Here is a 20,742-nt window from a genome sequence, read left to right on the forward strand (position 1 = left end):
TGTCAGACCGGCTCCTCGCCCGTGCCGCCTTCCTCCGGATCACCGAAGCGGCGCTTGCGCCAGCCCTTCACGCGCGTCGCCACGCGGTCGAAGGCCAGGTAGATCACCGGCGTGGTGAACAGCGTCAGCACCTGGCTGACCAGCAGGCCGCCCACCATGGTCACGCCCAGCGGCTGGCGCAGCTCGCTGCCGATGCCGGAGCCCAGCATCAGCGGCAGCGCCGCCAGCAGCGCCGCCATGGTGGTCATAAGGATCGGGCGGAAACGCAGCAGGCAGGCCTGGAAGATCGCGTCGCGCGGCGTCATGCCGCCTTCGCGCTCAGCCTCGAGCGCGAAGTCGATCATCATGATCGCGTTCTTCTTGACGATGCCAATCAGCAGGATGATGCCGATGATGGCGATGATGCCCAGGTCCATCCCCGCCACCAGCAACGCCAGCAACGCGCCCACGCCTGCGGACGGTAGCGTCGACAGGATCGTGACCGGGTGGATGGTGCTTTCATACAGCACGCCCAGCACGATATACATCGTCACCACCGCGGCCAGGATCAGCCAAAGCGTGTTCGACAGCGACGCGCGGAACGCCAGCGCCGCGCCCTGGAAGCTGGTCTGCATCGAGATCGGCAGGCCCAGCTCCTGCTCCACCCTGGTGATCTTGTCGACTGCGGCGCCGAGCGATTCGCCATGCGCCAGGTTGAACGAGATCGTCGCCGCGGGGAATTGCCCCTGGTGGTTGATCACCAGAGGCCCGGTGCGCTCGGTGATGCGCGCGAACGCGCCCAGCGGCACCTGTCCGCCGGAAGAGGAGGGCAGGCGCAGCTCGGCCAGCGATTGCGGGCTTTTGCGGAACTCCGGCATGGTCTCCAGCACCACGCGGTACTGGCTCGACTGCGTGAAGATGGTCGACACCAGCCGCTGGCCGAAGGCGCTGTACAGCGCGCTGTCGATCACCGCGGTGGTGATGCCGAAGCGCGCCGCGGCGTCGCGGTCGATATCGACATAGGCGCGCAGGCCGTTGTTCTGCTGGTCGCTGGTGACGTCGCGCAGCTCCGGCTCCTGGCGCAGGCGCTCCACCAGCTTCGGCACCCACGCGGCCAGCGTCTCGGGATCGGGATCTTCCACCGTAAACTGGTACTGCGTGCGCGAGACCTTGTCCTCGATGGTCAGGTCCTGCACCGGCTGCGTGAACAGCGAGACGCCGCCGAGGCTCTGCACCGCATGCTGCAGGCGCTGCGTGACCACGTCGATCGGGTCGCGCTCGCCCTTGGGCTTGAGGTTGATCAGCATGCGCCCGGCGTTGAGCGTGGTGTTGCTGCCATCCACGCCGATGAACGACGACAGGCTTGCCACCGCCGGGTCCTGCATCACCACCTTGGCCACCGCTTCCTGCTTGCGCGCCATGGCGCCGAAGGAGGTGGTCTGCGCGGCCTCGGTGATGCCCTGGATCACGCCGGTGTCCTGCACCGGGAAGAAGCCCTTGGGCACCAGCAGGTACAGCAGCACGGTCAGCGCCAGCGTGGCCACGGCCACGACCAGCGTTGCCTTCTGGCGATCGAGCACCCAGTCCAGCGCGCGCCCGTAGCGCTCGATCACGTTGTCGAAGAAGCGGCCGGTGGCGCGGTGGAAGCGCGACAGCTTCTCTTCCGGCACATGGTGCAGCAGCCGCGCGCACATCATCGGCGTGAGCGTCAGCGACACCACCGCCGAGATCAGGATCGATACCGCCAGCGTGATCGCGAACTCGCGGAACAGCCGGCCGACCACGTCGCCCATGAACAGCAGCGGGATCAGCACCGCCACCAGCGAGAAGGTCAGCGAGATGATGGTGAAGCCAATCTGCTTCGAGCCCTTGAGCGCCGCCTGCATCGGCGAATCGCCTTTCTCGATGTAGCGCATGATGTTCTCGATCATCACGATCGCATCGTCGACCACGAAGCCGGTGGCAATGGTCAGCGCCATCAGCGTCAGGTTGTTGATCGAGAACCCCGACAGGTACATCACGCCGAACGTGCCCACCAGCGACAGCGGCACCGCCACGCCGGGGATGATGGTGGCGGGGATATTGCGCAGGAACAGGAAGATCACCAGCACCACCAGCGCGATCGCTAGCAGCAGCTCGAACTGCACGTCCTCGACCGAGGCGCGGATGGTGGTGGTGCGGTCGGTCAGCAGCTGCACGTGCACCGACGCCGGCAGCGCGTTCTGCAGCTGCGGCAGCAGCGCCTTGATGCGGTCGACCACCTCGATCACGTTCGCGCCGGGCTGGCGCTGGATGTTCAGCACGATCGCGGGCTTGTCGTTGGCCCACGCGGCCAGGCGGCTGTTCTCGGGACCGTCGACGATCTCGGCCACGTCGGTGATGCGGATCGGCGCGCCGTTCTTGTAGCCGAGGATGATCTGGCGGTATTCGTCGGCGGAGCGCAGCTGGTCGTTGGCGTCGATGGTCGACGCGCGCTGCGGGCCGTCGAAGCTGCCCTTGGCGCCGTTGACGTTGGCCGAGCCGATCGCGGTGCGCAGGTCGTCGATCGACATGCCGAGCGATGCCAGCGCGGCCGGGTTGGCCTGGATGCGCACCGCGGGGCGCTGCCCGCCGCTGATGGTGACCAGGCCCACGCCCTGGATCTGCGAGATCTTCTGCGCCACGCGCGTATCCACCATGTCCTGCAGCTTGGGCAGCGGCATGGTGTCGGACGTCATGGCGATGGTCATGATCGGCGCGTCGGCCGGGTTGACCTTGCTGTAGACCGGCGGCATCGGCAGGTCGGCCGGCAGCAGGTTGCTGCCGGCATTGATGGCGGCCTGCACTTCCTGCTCGGCCACGTCCAGCGGCAGCGTCAGCTCGAACTGCAGCGTGATCACCGAGGCGCCGCCCGACGAGGACGACGACATCTGCTTCAGGCCGGGCATCTGGCCGAACTGCCGCTCCAGCGGCGCGGTCACCGACGAAGTCATCACGTCGGGGCTGGCGCCGGGGTAGAGCGTGGTGACCTGGATCGTCGGGTAGTCGACCTCCGGCAGCGCCGACAGCGGCAGCAGCCGGTAGGCCACCAGCCCGGAGAGCAGGATGGCCAGCATCAGCAGCGCCGTAGCGACCGGGCGCTGGATGAAGAGGCGTGATGGGTTCATGCGCGGTCCTTACTGCTGCTGGCGGCGCGGGCCTTCCGCACCTGGAGCGCTGGCGCCGCCTTCACGCTGGCGCCGATGCTCGCCGGCCGCGCCGGAAGCACCGGAAGCGCCGCCCGCGGCCGCGCCGCTGGCATCGCCATGCGGCGCGCTGGCACCGCCCCAGCCAGCGCCGTCGCGGTTGCGTCGGCCGCGCCCGCGCGGCTGGCTGGCCGGCACTGTCGCCGCGGCACGCGCGGCCGGGTCGACTGCTTCGACCGTCATGCCTTCCTTGAGCCGGTCGGCGCCATCCACCACCACGCGCTGGCCGGGCTCCAGGCCCTTGAGCACCGCATTGCGGCTGCCATCGCCCGGGCCGAGGGTGATCACCTGGACCTTGACCTTGCTGGCGTCGTCGACGGTGTAGACGAACGTGCCCTGCTGTCCGCGCTGGATCGCCGCCACCGGAATCACGGTGGCGTCCTTGAGCGTGTCGACGCGCGTGCGCACGTTGACGAACTGGTTCGGGAACAGCATCCCGTCTTCATTGGGGAAGACCGCCTTGAGCTTGACCGTGCCGGTGGTGGTGTCGATCTGGTTGTCGGTGGTCAGCAGCGTGCCTTCGCCCAGCTGGTTGCGCACCTGGCGGTCCCACGCCTGCACCGGCAGCTTTTCGCCGGCGTTGAGCTTCTTCAGCACCGACGGCAGGTTGTCCTCGGGGATGGTGTACATCACGGCGATCGGCTGGATCTGCGTGATCAGCGCGATGCCGTTGGCGTCGCTGGTGTTGACGATATTGCCCGGATCGACCTGGCGCAGGCCGATGCGGCCCGACACCGGCGCCACGATCCTGGTGTAGCCCAGCTGCAGGCGCGCATTGGCCACGTTGCCCTGGTCGGTCTTGACCACGCCTTCGTACTGGCGCACCAGCGCGTCCTGGGTATCGACCTGCTGCTTGGAGATCGAATCCTGGCCCAGCAGGGTGCGGTAGCGCTGCTGGTCCAGCTTCGCGTTCTGCAGCAGGGCCTGGTCGCGCGCCAGCTGGCCCACGGCCTGGTCGAGCGCGGCCTGGAACGGGCGCGGGTCGATCTCGGCCAGCACGTCGCCGGCCCTGACCATCTGGCCTTCCTTGAACAGCACCTTCAGCAGCGGGCCGGACACCTGCGCGCGCACGGTCACGTTAGAGACCGGGGTCACGTTGCCCAGCCCGTTCAGGACCACGTCCATGTCGCGCTGGGCCACGGTGGCGACCACGACCGGCGAGCGCGGCATGCCGGCGCGGCCCCCTGGCCCGCCAGGACCGCCAGGACCTCCCGCACCGGGTCCGCCGGCGCCGCCCGGGCCGCCCGCGGTGCCCTTGGGGGCGTCGCCGCGGTGCGCATACCAGTACCAGCCGCCTCCGGCCAGCAGCAGCACCAGCAGCCCGGCATACAGCCGGCGCCGGCTCCTGCGCGGTGGGGTGCCGCCGGGCGGCAGGGGCGGACGGGAAGACGGGGATGGGGGAGGGTTAGGTTGGCCTTGTTCGGGGTTGGACATGTCCGCAATCCTGGGAACGGCGCGCCCGGGCGCGCCGCGGTGTTCTGCTGGCAAGTGACGATGGATGCAGCAGTATGCCGCAACGCAATGGGCGCCGGCCGGCCGCGGGGGCAGCGCGCCCGGCGGCCGCCGGCGTGCCGGCAAGTGCCCTGCGGCGCGCATGGGGCGGCGCCGTTGGCAAGTCATGCGGCAAGGATAATGTGCGGGCGCGGACGCCCGTATTTCGGCGCCCGGCGCTTTTATTACAGAGGATTACCAGCGCCCCAGGTGTAACCTCCGGAAACAAAACCGCCCGGCCGATCCGGCGTGTGCGCCGCCCGGGCTGACTATCATGTGCCTATGCGAACGAACCAGCCTGCCCAGATCCTCGTCGTCGACGACGATCCCGAACTCCGCGACCTGCTGCGCGAGTACCTGACCCAGCAGGGCTTTGCCGTCTCGGTGCTGCACGACGGCGACGGCCTGCAGGCGCGCCTGGAGCGCGAGCGGCCAGCGCTGATCGTGCTCGACCTGATGATGCCCAAGGTCGACGGCCTGACCGCGCTGCGCAACCTGCGCGCCAAGAACGACGACATCCCGGTGATCCTGCTTACTGCCCGCAGCGACGAGATCGACCGCATCGTCGGCCTGGAGATCGGCGCCGACGACTACCTCGGCAAGCCCTTCTCGCCGCGCGAGCTGCTGGCGCGCATCAACGCCGTGCTGCGCCGCAAGCTGGCCCGCCCCGCGGCGGCGCCGGAGGACCGCGAATCGGTCGCGTTTGGCCCGTTCCGCGTCAATTTCCGCCAGCGCACGCTGAGCCGCGCCGGCCAGCCGCTGTCGATCAGCGATACCGAGTTCGCGTTGCTCAAGCTGCTGCTGATGCATCCGCTCGAAGTGCTATCGCGCGAGCGTATCGTCGAGCTGATGTACGGCAGCGCCAGCGGCATCAGCGACCGCGGCATCGACGTGCAGATCTGGCGCCTGCGCCGGCTGCTCGACGAAGACGCGCAGCGCCCGCGCTATATCCAGACCGTGCGCGGCCGCGGCTACACCTTCGTGCCCGACGAAGCGGAAGAGATTCCCGCCGAGCTTTCCGATTAAAGCCCGCGGCGGCCGGCCGTTTTATCGCCTTACGTGCCGCCGCGTGCCACCCGAGCCTGCTTCCCGATGAAGTTGCGACGTATCGACACCCTGTTCGGCCGCATTGCCTTGCTGATCGCGGCCGTGCTCGTGATCAGCCACTTCTCGTGGCTGGCCATCCTGCGCATGGACCGGCGCCAGCAGCAGGTCGACTATTCCGTGGAGCAGATGCTGTTCCAGCTCGACAGCATCGAGCGCGCGCTCGATGCGCACCCGCCGGCCAAGCTGCCCAGCCTGGTGGAGACCGCCGATACCGCCAGCGCCGATGAGCACGCCACCGCGCCCAAGGGCGGCCGCTCGCGCCGCCTGGTCGAGCAGTTCATCTCGCGGCTGCCGCAGGGCACCGAGGTCCGGCTCGAGGACGAGACCACGCCGCGCATCTGGATCAAGCTGCCCAGCCGCGATGACTGGATCGCGATGCCGATTCTCTGGGTCCACAACCCGCCGCCTGACAACCGGCTGGTGCCGGGCGTGATGCTGGTGGTGGGCGTGGCCATCGTGTTCGCGCTGCTGATCGCGTGGCAGCTGCAGCGGCCGGTGCGGGACATGGCCAACGCGGCCGAGCTGCTGTCGCGCCAGCGCGCGGTGCCGCCCTTGCGCGAACGCGGGCCGCATGAGCTGCGCCAGCTGATCGAGCGCTTCAATCGCATGGTGGCCGACCTGGCGCGGATCGACCAGGAGCGCAATACGATGCTGGCCGGGATCGCGCATGACCTGAAGACGCCGCTGGCGCGGCTGCGGCTGCGTGCCGAAATGCTGTCCGATCCCAAGGCCGCGGCGGGGGTTACGCGCGACGTGGATTCGATGCAGGCGATCGTTGAGCAGTTCCTGAGCTTTGCACAGACCAGTGAATCGACGGCGCGGCCAGTGCCGGTGGACCGGCGGGTCAATGAACTGGCGGCTTCGCTGGCCGAGCAGGAGCGGCAGGTGGTGTTGTCGCTGGGGGCGGGGGATGGGTTCCGGATGATCGCTACGCAGCTGGATCGGATTATCGGGAATCTTGTTGACAATGCTTATGCCTACGGCAAGCCGCCGGTTTGCATTGCTACGACGCGTACGGCTGATGGTTATGTGCTGGTGGTCGAAGACCAGGGGGCCGGGATTCCTGAAGAGGACAAGGAACGCGTCACGCTGCCGTTTGTGCGCCTCGATCCGGCCCGGGGCGGGAATGCGCATTCCGGGTTGGGGTTGGCGATTGTGGATCGGCTGGTGCGGCAGGCTGGGGGGAAGCTCAATCTCGTCAATGCCGACGGGGGCGGGTTTAGGGTCGAGATGGTGTTTGGGGCGGTGGGGGCTTAAGTTCGGTTTTGCTGCGACTTGGCATCTGGTGGAATTTGATATGCCCGGTTCCGCCCTCCGCCCGGTCTGACGGAATTGACCGGATGCACTTCGTGGAGGCTCCGGCCCTCACCCCTGCTAGAGGGGAGCAAACAACGGGCAAGGACAGGCCTGTGGGCTCATCGGCGATAGCGCCAGGCGAGCGCAGCGACGCGTTCCGCGCCAGAGCCCCTGACCTGAGATGCTGCCGGCGCGCAGCGCAGCCGTAGGCGTTCCTACGTTGCCGCCAGCAGCAGGGGCCACCCAACAGCTCTGGGCTCGTTCAACAATGGCGTCAATCCCGGGCCACCGTGGCGCACCAAGGCGTCAGGCAGTCCTGCCCTGCAACGAAGCCAAGCCCCGTACGAAAGCCGTAGCCCACTACGATAAGAGTGGCCGCCCGCAGGGCCGTAAACGCGTTTTTGGTTACTTTTGCCGCTCGGGCAAAAGTGACTCGCCCCTTTAGGGGCGAAACCAGGGCATATCAAATAGCTACCAGATGCCCGCCGCAGCGAAGAGAGAGAGAGAGAGAGAGAGAGAGAGAGGCTTGTCGGCGTCGTAGCCGAGCTTCTTGTAGGTCAGCGGAAAGATCGTGAACAGCGGCGATGGCCCGATGAACACCGTCTTGCCAGGGCAGGCTGATCGCCGGATGGCCGGTCATGTTGAACGGCATGGTCCAAGGAAACCAGCTCGCGCACATATTGTCGTAGAGCTGGCCGTCGATCTCGATCTGGCCGAACAGGTCCTGCGCCTGGCTGTGCGGGATCACGCCCTGGCTCTGCTTGATGCCGACCACACCGTTGCAGGCCGCGATGGGACGGCGGAGACAGGCCCGCCGCCGTGGATCAGCGGAAAAGACCCGCCGTGGCAGGGCCCGGCCGCGGAAAGCGCGCGCCGGACGCCGGCGCTGGCAGTGTAACGCTCAGACCTTCTTCTTGTCCCCGATCCGGCTTTCCTTGCCGGCCAGCAGCTTGGCAATATTCTGCCGGTGCCGCGCGATCAGCAGCACGCTGATCACGAAGATGGCACCAGTCATCACATCCACGCCATTCATCAGCACATAAAAGAACGGCGCGAAGATGGCAGACACCAGTGCCGCCAGCGACGAATAGCGGAAGAAGAACGCAATGATCAGCCAGGTGGCCAGCGTGCCCAGCCCCAGGATCGGGTCGACCGCCAGCAGGATGCCGGCCGCCGTGGCCACGCCCTTGCCGCCGGCAAAGCGGTGGTACACCGGGAACAGGTGGCCGAGAAACACCGCCAGCGCCACCATGGCCAGGCCGGTCTCGTTCAACCCGTAGGCCGGGCCGAAGCGCGCCGCCAGCCACACCGCCAGCCAGCCCTTCAGCGCATCGCCGATCAGCGTCAGGATCGCGGCCTTCTTGTTGCCGGTGCGCAGCACATTGGTCGCCCCCGGGTTGCCCGACCCGTATGAATGCGGATCCGGCAGCCCCATCAGCTTGCTGACGACAACGGCAAAGGAAATCGAGCCGATCAGGTAGGCGGCGAGGGCGAATATCAGGTTAGGCAGGTTAGCCATGTGCAGTGGGGTGTTTTCAAGCTGGCGGGATTGTAGCGCGGCGGCGCCTTCACCACGTCCGTGACTTCCCGGATTGGCATGCGCGGCCGCCATGCGCGTGTCGCCAGGTGTCGCTCAGGTGGCGACTAGGGCGCCTGGCCAGTGCCTCAGTCAGGCAGCGCGCATTGGACCGGTTGTGCATCGACCAGTCCCCGCAGCAGCTTCGGGTCCAGGCTGACGAGGTAGCCGCGCCGCCCACCGTTGATGTAGATGCGTTCCAGCTCCAGCACCGTGGCCTCCACATACACCGGCATGCGCTTGCGCGTACCGAACGGCGAGGTGCCGCCGACCATGTAGCCGCTGTGGCGCTGCGCCACCTCCGGCTTGCACGGCTGCACGCTCTTGCGCCCGGTCTGGCGCGCCAGGTTCTTGGTCGAGACCGAGCAGTCGCCGTGCATCAGCACCACCAGCGGCTGCGCGCGCTCGTCTTCCATGATCAGGGTCTTGACCACGTCGTGCTCGGGAACGCCGAGCTGGCGTGCGGATTCGCCGGTGCCGCCATGCTCGACGTATTCATAGGGGTGTTCGCCGAAGGCCACGCCTTGCTTGCGCAGGAACTGGGTGGCGGGGGTTTCGGAGACGTGCTTGTTCTTGCTCATGGCGATGGTGCCGCTAAGTGTCGCTAAGTTTCACTCACCCACGCGGATGGTGCTGCTGGTGCAGCTCGCGCAGGCGCTCGCGCGCGACGTGGGTGTAGATCTGCGTGGTGGAGATATCGGCATGGCCGAGCAGCAGCTGCACCACGCGCAGGTCGGCGCCGTGGTTGAGCAGGTGCGTGGCAAAGGCGTGCCGCAGCGTGTGCGGCGACAGCGGCGCGTGCACGCCGGCATCGCGCGCGTGGCGCTTGATCAGGTGCCAGAACGCCTGCCGCGTCATGCCCTCGCCGCGCTGCGTGACGAACAGCGCGTCGCAGGCGCGCCCGGCCAGCAGCGCGGGACGCGCGCTGGCGAGGTAGCTGCGCAGCCAGTCGGCAGCCTGCTGGCCGAACGGGACCAGCCGTTCCTTGTCGCCCTTGCCGCCGACCACGCGCGCCACGCCCTCGTTCAGGCCGATCTCGATGGTCTTCATCTGCGTCAGCTCGGACACGCGCAGGCCGCTGGCGTACATCAGCTCCAGCATGGTGCGGTCGCGCAGGCCCAGCGGCGTGCCGGTGTCGGGCGCTTCCAGCAGCGCGTCGACCTGCGCCTCGGTCAGGGTCTTGGGGTAGCGCGGCGGCTGCTTGGCGGGGCGCAGCAGCAGGCAGGGATCGGCCTCGACGACGTGCTCGCGCAGCGCCCACTGGTAGAAGCGCCGGAACACCGCGAGCCGGCGGTTGGCCGACGACGCGCGCGTCTGCGTGTGGCGCGCGTTGAAGTACGCCGACAGCACGCTGTCGTCCACGGCCGGCAGCTCGCCGCAGCCTTCGTGGCGCAGCCAGCGCGCCAGCAGGGTCAGGTCGCGCCGGTAGGCGTCGATGGTATTCTGCGACAGGCCGTCTTCCAGCCACAGCGCATCGCAGAAGCGGCCGACCAGCGCCGCGTCGGCATCGCTGGGAGACGCGGCGAGGTCGGGCGGTGCGTCCGCCGCTGCCGTGCGTGTCACGGGGCTCATATCAGCATGGCGCCCTCATGGCGCAGCAGCCAGCGTTTGACATCGAGGTAGAAACCATCTTCGGCATGATGGGAGAAGCCGCCGATGCCGCGGGCCGAGACCACGCGATGGCAGGGAATCACGATCGGGAACGGGTTCTGGCCGCAGGCCTGGCCCACCGCGCGCGGCATCGCGCCGATGGCCCCGGCAATAGTGCCGTAGGTGGTGGTGGCGCCGCGCGGCACGGCGGCGATGGCCTGCCAGACGCGCTGCTGGAAATCGCTGCCCGCCGATGCCAGCGGCAGGTCGAAGCGCGCGTCGGGGTTGGCGTAGTAGGCCTCGAGCTGCGCTTCGAGCCGGGCCACGAGTTCCCGCGCCTGCGCATCGGCCGGCGCGCGTGCCTCGACGTGCCCGGGCAGGTACACGATGGCCCGGATGCGTGTGCCGTCCGTGCGCACGCCGACCTTGCCGAACGGGGCAGGGAGGATGGCATCGTATATGGCGGGCATGGCGGTCTGGCTGGGGCGGATGCTGGATTCTAGTGCTTTTTGCGCCGGCAAGAAAAAAGGCCGCTCTGGCTGGCGGCCTTCAGTGGCGAATGCGATGCTGCGGCCGGATTACTGCTCCAGCTTGATGTTCTGCACCTTCACCAGGTTCTTCATCTTGTCGAATTCCTTCTTGATCTCGGCCGCGTGCTGCGCCGGCGTATTGCCCGACGGCTCGGCGCCGGCGGTGCGCAGGCGCTCCTGGAAGCCCTTGTCCTGCAGGGCCTTGACCGCGGCGTCGTTCAGCTTCTTGATGACGTCGTCAGGCGTGCCGGCAGGCGCCACCAGGCCGTACCAGGCCGGGTCGTTCGGCTCCTTCAGGCCCATTTCGCCGAAGGTCGGCACGTCCGGCAGCGAGTCCAGGCGCTTGTTCCAGGCCACCACCAGCGGGCGCAGCTTGCCGGCCTTGATGTAGGGCATCGACGACGGCAGGTTGTCCACCATGATCGGTACCTGGCCGGCCAGCACGTCGTTCAGCGCCGGGCCCGCGCCGCGGTACGGGATATGGACCATGAAGGTCTTGGTCGAGACCTTGAACTGCTCGCCCAGCATGTGGCCGAAGCCGCAGGTGCCCGATGAGGCGTAAGAGTACTTGCCCGGGTTGGCTTTCAGCACGGCCAGGAATTCCTTGTAGGTCTTGGCCGGGAAGTTCGGGTTCACCGCGATCACGTTGGCCACGTTGGCCAGGTTGGTGATGGGCTTGAAGTCCTTGATCGGGTCGTACGACAGCTTGGGGTTGCAGGCCGGGTTCACGGCCATGGTCGACACCGTCGAGATGCCGATGGTGTAGCCGTCCGGCGCCGCCTTGGCGATCGCGTCCGCACCGATCGAGCCGCCCCCGCCGGCGCGGTTTTCCACGACCACCGGCTGGCCCAGGATGCGGCTCATCTGGTCAGCGGCGCCGCGGCCGACGATGTCGGTGGTGCCGCCCGGTGCGAACGGAATAATCAGGCGGATCGGCTTGGTCGGAAAGCTCTGGGCGTGCGCCGTGGTGGCGGCCGCGGCCAGGGCCAGGGTCAGAGCGAGTTTGCCAGCTTGCATGAGATCATGTCTCCCGTCAGAAGTCCGGGCAGGGTGCTGCCCGGAAGCAAAGAAACCGTCGCGGTGCCACAGGTACAGGCACGGCGGCGGCAGCGTAAATGAGGGCGGCCGCAGCGTAAAGGAGGGCTGCCGCGTTATCCGCCGAGCAGTCCGCGCTTGACGTCCTGGTCGACCGGACGGTCGCCCAGGAACACCCGCAGCACGGCCTGGTAGAAGTCTTCGCCAGGGATCGGGCGGCCGCGCGGCGTGCCGTTGATGGCGACGACGGTGCCCGCCTGCGGGGTAAAGTCCAGGTTGATCACGTCGCCCTTGTGCGCGTTGCCGATCTCGCCCAGGGTGCGCTCGAACTGCACCAGCCGCGCGGCCAGGCCCTGCACTTGCGCTTCGCTGTGGTTGTCGCGGATGCCCTGGCGGATGGCGCGGGCAAAGGCGGGCGGTTCGGCCTCGCGCAGCATGCGCAACTGTAGCCGCTTGGCGCCGGGCGTGCCGAGTACCACGGTCGCATTGCGGGCCTTTTCCTGCAGGTACAGCGCGGCCACGTAGCCCTTGGTCAGGAAGCCCGCGCGCAGCGCGGCGCCGTTGAGCTGCAGTTCCTTGCCGCCCACGCGCGCGGCGTCATCGAAGCGGATTCCTTCCATCTCGACCGCGCGCGCCGGCATGGCAACAGCCGCGGTGGTGGTGCACAGCATCACCAGCAGGGCGGCCGCGCGCGAGCGCAGGCGGCTGGTCAGGCCGCTTGGCAGGCCAGGGCGTGAACGGGAGCGAAGGCGGGTGTCCGGGCCCGGCGGCGCGGAACGGATGCGGGACAACATGGCGGCAGGGCATACAACTTGGCATGCGATGCTGACCTAAATCTGGAAAAATACCTATCCGTATCTGCCCTAGTCTGCACATTCCAGATCGCCAGCCGTTATTTGCATCCCCATGCGGCCGGGATCGCGACGGGACGCCGGGCAGTTACCGCGCCGTGCCCTCGCCATTACAACAACAACGACAATGTCTTCTGCTCTCCTGCTGGTGCCTGACTTCAGCCTGATCCTGATCGGCTGGCTGCTGGTGCGCTATTCCCCGTTCGACCGCGCCTTCTGGGGCGGGGTGGAGCGGCTGGTCTACTTTGTGCTGTTCCCGGCGCTGCTGCTGCAGTCGACCAATGCCGCGGTCTTTGATTTTTCCTCGACCTCGGCGATGCTGGGCCTGGCGCTGCTGGCGATGGCCGTCGGCATGGCCGGCGGCTACGCCGTCAAGTGGGTGCTGAAGCCCGATGCGCTGAGCTTTGCCTCGGGCCTGCAGACCGCCTTTCGCTTCAACTCTTACATCGGCCTGGCGCTGGCGTCGCGCCTGGGCGGCAGCGAAGGGCTCGCGCTGATGGCGGTGATCGTCGGCTGTACCGTTCCGCTGTGCAACGTGGCGGCGGTGTGGGCGCTGGCCCGGCACGGCGAGACCGCGCTGTGGAAGGAACTGGCGCGCAACCCGCTGATCCTGGCCACCGCAGGCGGCCTCGTGACCAACCTGCTGGGCTTGCACCCGCCCGAGGTGGTGGCGATGACGCTGAACCGGCTTGGCTCGGCCTCGACCGCGCTGGGGCTGATGACGGTGGGCGCCGGGTTGCAGATGAGCGGGGCGACCGGCACGGCGGGGCCGGTGGCGTGGTGGACCGGGGTCAAGCTGCTGGCGATGCCGTGCACGGCGTGGCTGGTGGGCCGGTACTTGCCGCTGACCGCGTTGCAGTACCAGATCGTGGTGCTGTATGCCTCGCTGCCGACCGCGTCGAGCGCCTATATCCTGGCGGTGCGCATGGGCGGCAACGGACCCATGGTGGCGGCCACGATATCGGTGATGACGGTGGGTGCCATCGTTACCACGCCGCTGTGGCTGGCCCTGGTCAGCTAGTGCGTGCGGGCTCGCCCTGCGCGAGTGCCCAGTCGATATGCTCCTGCACCAGCGGCGAAGCGGAATCGCGCCGCGCCTGCAACGCTTCGCGGATGCGCGCGGCCAGGGCGGCGTCTTCCGCGCGCGTGCCGGAAAGCGCAGCGCGCAGGCTGTTGCCAAGCCCCACCGCCAGGTTGCGCAGCCAGCGCTCATGGCCGATGCGGCGGATCGGGCTGCCCTCCAGGCGCTGGTTGAACTCGTCTTCGGTCCACTGGAACAGCGCCACCATGTCGGGCGCGTCCAGGCCATTGCGCACGTCGAAATCCGGCACGCTGGCCACGTGCGCGAACTTGTTCCACGGGCAGGCCAGCTGGCAGTCGTCGCAGCCGTAGACACGGTTGCCCATCGGCGCGCGGAATTCGACCGGGATCGGGCCCTTGTGCTCGATGGTCAGATAGGAGATGCAGCGGCGCGCATCGAGCCGGTAGGGCGCGACGATCGCGTGCGTGGGGCAGATGTCGAGGCAGCGGTGGCAATTGCCGCAGTGGTCCGTTTCGGGCGCATCGGCCGGCAGCGGGATATCGACCAGGATCTCGCCCAGGAAGAACATCGAGCCGCCGTCGCGGTCGAGCAGCAGCGTATGCTTGCCGCGCCAGCCGAGTCCGCCCTGGCTGGCCAGCGCCACTTCCATCACCGGCGCGGAATCGGTAAAGACGCGGTAGCCGAACTTGCCGATTTCGGCCTCGATCCGGCTGGCGAGCTGCTGGAGACGGCTGCGCAGGACCTTGTGATAGTCGCGGCCGCGCGCGTACAGCGACACCACCGCGGTGGCCGGATCGCCCAGCCGCGCCAGTTCGCGCCGGCGCCAGTCGGGCGCGCCCGGCGGGGTCTCGCTGGCGGGGACATAGGGCATGCGCGCCACGATGGCACGTACCGTGCCCGGCACCAGTTCGGCCGGACGGGCGCGCCGCAAGCCGTGGTTGGCCATATAATCCATGTCGCCGTGGTAACCCTGCTCCAGCCATGCCAGAAGCCCCGGCTCGGCATGGCCAAGATCGACGTCGGCGATGCGCACCGACGCAAAACCCAGCGCGGCGCCCCATGCGCGGATGGACTCCGCAAGCGCCGCCAGCTCCTCAGGGTTGGCGTGCCCGGCCTGGCCGGATTGCCCTGGAGCGTTTGCGGGAACACTGTGCGCGCCTGGCGCGCTGGCCGGCGGCTTGACTGCTGGGTCGATCATCCCTGAATTGTACGCAATGCCCTTGCTCGAAGAACGCACCCTGACGCTGCCCGACGAAGCCGCCACCGCGCGCCTGGGCGCCGCGCTGGCCGCCACCGTGCAGGCCATGCCGCCGCGCGCGGTGCATGTGCAGCTGTCCGGCGACCTCGGCGCCGGCAAGACCACGCTGTCGCGCGCGGTGCTGCGCGCGCTCGGCCATGCCGGCAAGGTCCGCAGCCCCACCTACACGCTGTGCGAGCCCTACGAGGTGGCCCGCGCCGACGGCTCGCCGCTGACGGTCTACCACTTCGACCTGTACCGCTTCGCCGATCCGGAGGAGTGGATCGATGCGGGTTTCCGCGACTGTTTCGCCGAACCGGCCTTTAACCTGGTCGAATGGCCGGAGAAGGCGGGGCGCCTGCTGGGGGAACCCGACCTGCACGTGTTGCTCCAATCGGACACGGCACGGCCGGCCGACAGCGAAATGCTCGCCGGCGACGCCGGCGAGCGGCGCATCGCGACCTTGCGCGCCTATACTCCCACTGGACTTACCCTGCTGAACGCATGCTGATCAAGCGACTAGCCACCGACCGCCCCGATGGACCCGACGGCCTGCTGCAGGCGCGCCGCAAATGGATGGCGCAGGCGCTGAAGCTGGGCGCGGGCACTGCCGTGCTGACGCTTGCCGGTCCGCAGATCGCGTTCGGCGCCGGCATCGTCGCGGTGCGCGTATGGCCGGCCGAGGACTACACCCGCGTCACCATCGAATCCGACGCGCCGCTGTCCGCGGTGCACCAGATGATTCGCGATCCGGACAGGCTGGTGGTGGATATCGATGGCCTGGACCTGTCGCCCACGCTGCGCGAGCTGGTGGCCAAGATCACGCCCAACGACCCGTATATCCAGACCGTGCGCGTCGGCCAGAACCGCCCGCGCGTGGTGCGGATGGTGTTCGACCTGAAGGAGAACGTGGCGCCCCAGGTGTTCACGTTGCTGCCGATCGGCAGCTACCGCAACCGGCTGGTGTTCGACCTGTACCCGGTCAACCCGCCCGACCCGCTGTGGAAACTGGTGCGCGACACCGAGGACAAGCAGCGCCGCTTCGCCACCTCGGACCCGGCCCCGGGTCCGGACAGCATCGCCGGCGCCCCGGCCGGTGCCGAGGAAGATGCCATTGGCGCGCTGGTGCGCAAGTTCGACGAGAAGGGCGAAGTGCCGGCCACCACCGCGCCGCCGCCGCCGGTGGTTGCCACCCGGCCCAAGCCGTCTGCGCCGGTGGTGCCGAAGCCCGATGCCCCCGTGGTGCCGCCCGTCGCGCGCGACAACCCGACTGCCGAGCGCCCGTTCAAGATGCGCCGCCTGCTGACGGTGGCGCTCGATCCGGGCCACGGCGGCGAAGACCCCGGCGCGATCGGCGCCGCTGGTTCGCGCGAGAAGGACGTGGTCCTGCAGATCGCGCACCGGCTGCGCGCCAAGATCGACGCCCAGCCCAATATGCGCGCGATGATGACGCGCGATGCCGATTTCTTCGTGCCGCTGAACGTGCGCGTGCAGAAGGCGCGCCGGGTGCAGGCCGACCTGTTCGTGTCGATCCACGCCGATGCCTTCCTGTCGCCGGAAGCCAATGGTGCTTCGGTATTCGCGCTGTCCGAGCGCGGCGCCTCCAGCACCGCGGCGCGCTGGCTGGCCAACAAGGAAAACGCCTCCGACCTGATCGGCGGCGCCAACATGGGCAACAAGGATGCGCAGGTCGCGCGCGTGCTGCTGGACCTGTCCACCACCGCGCAGATCAACGACAGCCTGCAGGTCGGCAAGTCCGTGCTGGGCGAAATCGGCGGCATCAACCGGCTGCACAAGGCGCACGTGGAACAGGCCGGGTTTGCGGTGCTGAAGGCGCCGGACATCCCGTCGATCCTGATCGAAACCGCGTTTATCAGCAACCCGGCGGAGGAGCGCAAGCTCAACGACAGCGCGCACCAGGAACAGCTGGCCAATGCCATCCTGCGCGGGATCAAGGCCTACTTCGCGAAGAATCCGCCGTTGTCGAAGAACCCGTCGGTGTGACCGGGATGGACGAAGAAAACCGGGGCATGCCCCGGTTTTTTTACGACTGCGCCATCTTACGCCCGCGCCGCCGCGCGATCCTCCAGCAGCGCATCCCGGTTGGCGTAGCGTGCCGCGATCACCGAGCAGACGATCAGCTGCAGCTGGTGATAGACCATCAGCGGCAGCACCAGCAGCCCCAGCGCGGGATGCCCGGCAAACAGGATCTTTGCCATCGGGATGCCGTTGGCCAGGCTCTTCTTCGAGCCGCAGAACACCGCGGTGATCTCGTCCTCGACCGAGAAACCCATGCGGCGGGCGGTCAGCGTGGTGAAGCCCAGCACCACGAACAGCAGCACCGCGGCGATCAGCATCACCGCGCCAATGGTCTGCCACTCATACTGGTGCCACAGGCCCTGTGCGGTGGCATCGCAGAACGATGAATAGACGATCAGCACGATCACGCCGCGGTCGATCTTGGTGGTGATCTGCTTCTTCTTCGCCAGCCAGTTGCCGATCAGCGGGCGCAGCAGCTGGCCCAGCGCGAACGGCAGCAGCAGCTGCAGCGCCACGCCGGTGAGCGCCTTGCCCAGCGGCATCGAGGCGCCGCTGGCGCTGATCACCAGCCCCATCAGCACCGGCGTGACCAGCATGCCGATCAGGCCCGAGATGGTGGCATTGAAGATCGCGCCCGACACGTTGCCGCGCGCCATCGAGGTCATGGCCACCGACGACGACACCGTCGAAGGCAGCGCGCACAGGAAGAACACACCCAGCAGCAGGTCCGCCGGCAGCGTGTTGTGCAGGGCCAGCATCAGCAGCGCGCCGACCACCGGAAAGACCACGTAGGTGAACGACTGCACGAACACATGCAGGCGCCAGTTCTTGGCGCCAGACACCAGCTTGTCACGCGACAGCGCCGCGCCATGCAGGAAGAAGACCAGTGCCACGCCCACGCTGGTGACCAGGCCCAGGTGCAGCGGGCCCTTGCCGGTGCCGATCTCCGGGGCCGCCAGGGCAATGGCGATGGCGGTCAGCATGACGAGGACGAAGCCGTCGATCAGGTCATAAAGTTTCTTGAGCTTGGCAAAAAGACGAGACATGACTGCGGTTGGTTAGGGTTTTGCCTAGTATTGGACGCCAGCCGGGTCTAGAATGCAAATTCATTTATAGAATCTATTTATCCGGTCGTTGCATGAATTACACACTGCGCCAGCTGCGCGTCTTCCTCGCGGTGGCCGGCAGCGGCGGTTTCAGCCGCGCCGCGGAGGTGGTGGGACTGACCCAGCCGGCGGTCAGCCGCGGCGTCGCAGAGCTGGAAGAGGCACTTGGCGTCAAGCTGCTCGACCGCACTACGCGTGAGGTGGTGCTGACCGATGCCGGCCATGCGCTGGTGCCGGCGCTGGAGCGGCTGCTGGGGCAGCTCGACGACACCCTCGAAGAAACGAGGCAGTTAGGCGAACGCTATCGCGGCCGTGTCGTAATAGCTGGAGCTCCAACCATTTCCGCGCGGCTGATGCCGATGTATGTCGCCGCCTGCGCCGCGCAATACCCCGATATCCGGCTGATTGTGCGCGACAACGTACAGGCCGACGGCCTCGAGCAGGTCCGCGCCGGCGCAGTCGATTTCGGCGTGCTGATCGATCCGCTGGTGCGCGAAGGGCTGGCGGTGGAGCCGGTGGCAACTGACCCGTTCTGCTTTGTCTGCCGGCGCGACCATCCGCTGGCGCAGTCGGCAACGGTGCCGTGGTCGGCGCTGCATGGCATGCGGCTGGTGCTGCTGGACTTTGCCTCGGGCAGCCGGCCGCTGATCGACCGCATCTTCGGCCGCCACGGCGTGGCGCCGCAGGTGGTGCAGGAACTCGGGCACTCGGCCAGCGTGTTCGGCATGGTCGAGGCCGGCATTGGCGCCTCCGTGCTGCCCTCTTTCTCGCTGCCGCTGCCCGCCGCATCGCCGCTGGTGTGGCGGCCGCTGGTGCCGCGCGAGGAGCGCAGCATCGTCATGGTCCGGCGCGAGGACCGCTCGCTGTCGCCCGCCGCGGCGGCGGTGTGGGCGCTGGTGCGGCGCCTGACGCTGCGCGTCGAGGCGCCCGCGATGGGCGCAGCGGCCTGAGCGCCGGCGCTTGATTACTTCGGCTGCATCCGGATCGCGCCGTCGAGACGGATCACTTCGCCGTTCAGCATCGTGTTTTCGATGATCGCGCGGGCCAGCTTGGCGTACTCCGCCGGACGGCCCAGGCGCGGGGGGAACGGAACCATCCTGCCGAGGGCGTCCTGCACTTCCTGCGGCATGCCGAGCAGCATGGGCGTTTCAAAGATGCCCGGGGCGATGGTCATGCAGCGGACGCCGTCGCGGGACAGGTCGCGGGCGATGGCCAGGGTCATGGCGACCACGCCGCCCTTGGAGGCGGCATAGGCGGCCTGGCCGATCTGGCCGTCGAAGGCCGCCACCGAGGCGGTGTTGATGATCACGCCGCGCTCGCCTTCGCTGTCGGGAGTGTTCTGGACCATGGCGGCGGCGGCCAGGCGGATCATGTTGAAGGTGCCGATCAGGTTGATGCGGATGGTCTTGTCGAAGGCATCCAGCGGATGCGGGCCGTTCTTGCCTACCGTCTTGTTGGCGGTGGCGATGCCGGCGCAGTTGATCAGGCCCGACAGGCGGCCCAGTGCCTGGGCGGCGGCGACCACGGCCTGGCCGTCGGCTTCGGAGGTGACGTCGCAGCGGATGAACTGGCCGTTCAGTTCGGTGGCGAGGGATTGGCCGGTTTGCTCGTTGAGGTCCGCGATGATGACTTTGGCGCCGGCTTCAGCCAGCATTTTTGCCGTGCCGGCGCCCAGGCCGGAGGCGCCGCCGGTGATGATGAAGACGTTGTCTTTGATTTGCATTTTGCGGTGTCTCCTTTTGGGGTTGATTTCCGTTTACGTAAACGTCAACTATTGTACGGGGTGGAGGTTGTTGTGCAAGGGGGTTTGGCCCGTGCTGATACCTGGTGGATATTTGATATGCACGGTTTAATGTAGGAACGCCTGCGGCTGCGCAGCGCCCAGCCCCAAAGAAAAAGCGGCCCTTGGGCCGCTTTTTGCGTGGTTTTGTCTGGCTTACTTCAGTGCGTCAAACACTTGCGCGGTGATCTCGTCGACGTTGCCGACGCCGGAGATCTTGCGGTACTTCGGCGGCGCTACCTTGGCGCTGGGGTCGCCCTTGGCGGCCCAGTCCGAGTAGTAGTCGACCAGCGGGCGGGTTTGCTGGGAGTAGACGTCCAGGCGCTTCTTGACCGTCTCTTCCTTGTCGTCGTCGCGCTGGATCAGCGCTTCGCCGGTTTCGTCGTCGATGCCTTCGGCCTTCGGCGGGTTGTACTTGACGTGGTAGGTGCGGCCCGAGGCCACGTGGACGCGGCGGCCGCTCATGCGCTCGATGATGGCATCGAACGGGACGTCGATTTCCAGCACGTAGTCGATTGCCACGCCGGCTTCCTTCATGGCTTCGGCCTGCGGGATGGTGCGCGGGAAGCCGTCGAACAGGTAGCCGTTCTTGCAGTCGTCCTGCTTCAGCCGGTCTTTCACCAGGCCGATGATGATGTCATCCGACACCAGTCCGCCCGCGTCCATGACCTTCTTGGCTTCCACGCCCAGGGGGGTGCCGGCCTTCACCGCCGCGCGCAGCATGTCGCCGGTGGAAATTTGCGGAATGGCGAACTTCTCGCAGATGAACTTGGCTTGCGTGCCTTTGCCGGCGCCGGGTGCGCCCAACAGGATCAAACGCATTTACGGGTCCTCAGAGTTTTGAATCTGGTGTGGCGG

The 20,742-nt window shown here is 67.7% G+C and carries 19 protein-coding genes; 6 read left to right on the plus strand and 13 right to left on the minus strand.

Features of this window, described 5'->3' with window-relative positions; translation table 11 throughout:
• Positions 1 to 2 precede the first annotated feature (2 nt).
• A complete protein-coding gene (locus E1J61_RS09600; protein ID WP_133093831.1) occupies positions 3 to 3,125 on the minus strand; it encodes an MdtB/MuxB family multidrug efflux RND transporter permease subunit in 3,123 nt (1,040 codons plus the stop codon).
• Positions 3,126 to 3,134: 9 nt separating this feature from the next.
• Positions 3,135 to 4,637: an MdtA/MuxA family multidrug efflux RND transporter periplasmic adaptor subunit gene (locus E1J61_RS09605; RefSeq protein WP_133093832.1), complete on the minus strand. Its 1,503-nt coding sequence runs from the start codon at positions 4,635 to 4,637 to the stop codon at positions 3,135 to 3,137.
• A gap of 339 nt (positions 4,638 to 4,976) precedes the next feature.
• On the opposite strand from E1J61_RS09605, the gene E1J61_RS09610 reads away from it, so the two are divergent.
• Complete coding sequence (locus E1J61_RS09610) at positions 4,977 to 5,720, plus strand: response regulator (RefSeq protein ID WP_133093833.1); 744 nt, start codon at positions 4,977 to 4,979, stop codon at positions 5,718 to 5,720.
• A gap of 66 nt (positions 5,721 to 5,786) precedes the next feature.
• Positions 5,787 to 7,058 (plus strand): ATP-binding protein, encoded by a 1,272-nt coding sequence (locus tag E1J61_RS09615; protein ID WP_133093834.1) that lies wholly within the window; start codon positions 5,787 to 5,789, stop codon positions 7,056 to 7,058.
• 502 nt (positions 7,059 to 7,560) lie between these two features.
• Here the strand turns inward: E1J61_RS09615 and E1J61_RS38800 are convergent.
• The 7 genes from E1J61_RS38800 to E1J61_RS09650 all read right to left on the minus strand — a co-directional run bounded on the left by E1J61_RS38800 (position 7,561) and on the right by E1J61_RS09650 (position 12,622).
• Positions 7,561 to 7,872 carry a hypothetical protein gene (locus tag E1J61_RS38800; RefSeq protein ID WP_207951203.1) on the minus strand — a complete coding sequence of 104 codons (312 nt, stop codon included), beginning with the start codon at positions 7,870 to 7,872 and terminating at the stop codon, positions 7,561 to 7,563.
• Positions 7,873 to 7,998: 126 nt separating this feature from the next.
• Entirely contained in the window at positions 7,999 to 8,607 is a 609-nt protein-coding gene (gene plsY / locus E1J61_RS09625) for a glycerol-3-phosphate 1-O-acyltransferase PlsY (protein WP_133094214.1), read from the minus strand.
• A gap of 155 nt (positions 8,608 to 8,762) precedes the next feature.
• Positions 8,763 to 9,254: an aminoacyl-tRNA deacylase gene (locus E1J61_RS09630; protein WP_133093835.1), complete on the minus strand. Its 492-nt coding sequence runs from the start codon at positions 9,252 to 9,254 to the stop codon at positions 8,763 to 8,765.
• 34 nt (positions 9,255 to 9,288) lie between these two features.
• On the minus strand, positions 9,289 to 10,245 hold the full coding sequence (xerD, locus tag E1J61_RS09635) for a site-specific tyrosine recombinase XerD (protein WP_195431748.1): 957 nt from the start codon (positions 10,243 to 10,245) through the stop codon (positions 9,289 to 9,291).
• A complete protein-coding gene (locus tag E1J61_RS09640; protein ID WP_133093837.1) occupies positions 10,242 to 10,733 on the minus strand; it encodes a methylated-DNA--[protein]-cysteine S-methyltransferase in 492 nt (163 codons plus the stop codon). Before E1J61_RS09640 ends, xerD begins: the two co-directional genes overlap by 4 nt.
• 108 nt (positions 10,734 to 10,841) lie before the next feature.
• The gene (locus tag E1J61_RS09645; RefSeq protein ID WP_133093838.1) at positions 10,842 to 11,810 is read right to left on the minus strand and encodes a tripartite tricarboxylate transporter substrate binding protein BugE; all 969 of its coding nucleotides are present in this window, start codon (positions 11,808 to 11,810) and stop codon (positions 10,842 to 10,844) included.
• A gap of 134 nt (positions 11,811 to 11,944) precedes the next feature.
• Positions 11,945 to 12,622, minus strand: a complete 678-nt coding sequence (locus tag E1J61_RS09650; RefSeq protein ID WP_133093839.1) for a chalcone isomerase family protein — start codon at positions 12,620 to 12,622, stop codon at positions 11,945 to 11,947.
• Positions 12,623 to 12,806: 184 nt separating this feature from the next.
• On the opposite strand from E1J61_RS09650, the gene E1J61_RS09655 reads away from it, so the two are divergent.
• Positions 12,807 to 13,700 (plus strand): AEC family transporter, encoded by an 894-nt coding sequence (locus E1J61_RS09655; protein ID WP_133093840.1) that lies wholly within the window; start codon positions 12,807 to 12,809, stop codon positions 13,698 to 13,700.
• Here E1J61_RS09655 and queG read toward each other — a convergent pair.
• Positions 13,693 to 14,919: a tRNA epoxyqueuosine(34) reductase QueG gene (queG, locus tag E1J61_RS09660; RefSeq protein WP_243736824.1), complete on the minus strand. Its 1,227-nt coding sequence runs from the start codon at positions 14,917 to 14,919 to the stop codon at positions 13,693 to 13,695. The two genes, E1J61_RS09655 and queG, sit on opposite strands and share 8 nt — an antisense overlap.
• Positions 14,920 to 14,935: 16 nt before the next feature.
• On the opposite strand from queG, the gene tsaE reads away from it, so the two are divergent.
• Both tsaE and E1J61_RS09670 read left to right on the plus strand, forming a co-directional pair.
• Entirely contained in the window at positions 14,936 to 15,469 is a 534-nt protein-coding gene (gene tsaE, locus E1J61_RS09665) for a tRNA (adenosine(37)-N6)-threonylcarbamoyltransferase complex ATPase subunit type 1 TsaE (protein WP_133093842.1), read from the plus strand.
• On the plus strand, positions 15,463 to 16,962 hold the full coding sequence (locus E1J61_RS09670; RefSeq protein WP_133093843.1) for an N-acetylmuramoyl-L-alanine amidase: 1,500 nt from the start codon (positions 15,463 to 15,465) through the stop codon (positions 16,960 to 16,962). Before tsaE ends, E1J61_RS09670 begins: the two co-directional genes overlap by 7 nt.
• 56 nt (positions 16,963 to 17,018) lie before the next feature.
• Here the strand turns inward: E1J61_RS09670 and E1J61_RS09675 are convergent, their stop codons facing one another.
• Positions 17,019 to 18,044: a bile acid:sodium symporter family protein gene (locus tag E1J61_RS09675; RefSeq protein ID WP_133093844.1), complete on the minus strand. Its 1,026-nt coding sequence runs from the start codon at positions 18,042 to 18,044 to the stop codon at positions 17,019 to 17,021.
• A gap of 92 nt (positions 18,045 to 18,136) precedes the next feature.
• On the opposite strand from E1J61_RS09675, the gene E1J61_RS09680 reads away from it, so the two are divergent.
• Entirely contained in the window at positions 18,137 to 19,054 is a 918-nt protein-coding gene (locus E1J61_RS09680; protein ID WP_133093845.1) for a LysR family transcriptional regulator, read from the plus strand.
• Positions 19,055 to 19,068: 14 nt separating this feature from the next.
• Here the strand turns inward: E1J61_RS09680 and E1J61_RS09685 are convergent, their stop codons facing one another.
• Together E1J61_RS09685 and adk are read right to left on the minus strand one after the other, a co-directional pair.
• The gene (locus tag E1J61_RS09685; protein WP_133093846.1) at positions 19,069 to 19,827 is read right to left on the minus strand and encodes a 3-hydroxyacyl-CoA dehydrogenase; all 759 of its coding nucleotides are present in this window, start codon (positions 19,825 to 19,827) and stop codon (positions 19,069 to 19,071) included.
• A gap of 213 nt (positions 19,828 to 20,040) precedes the next feature.
• On the minus strand, positions 20,041 to 20,706 hold the full coding sequence (adk, locus tag E1J61_RS09690) for an adenylate kinase (protein WP_133093847.1): 666 nt from the start codon (positions 20,704 to 20,706) through the stop codon (positions 20,041 to 20,043).
• Between the last annotated feature and the right edge of the window lie 36 nt (positions 20,707 to 20,742).

The sequence above is a fragment of the Cupriavidus sp. L7L genome (genome assembly GCF_004353535.1).
Taxonomy (GTDB): domain Bacteria; phylum Pseudomonadota; class Gammaproteobacteria; order Burkholderiales; family Burkholderiaceae; genus Cupriavidus; species Cupriavidus oxalaticus_A.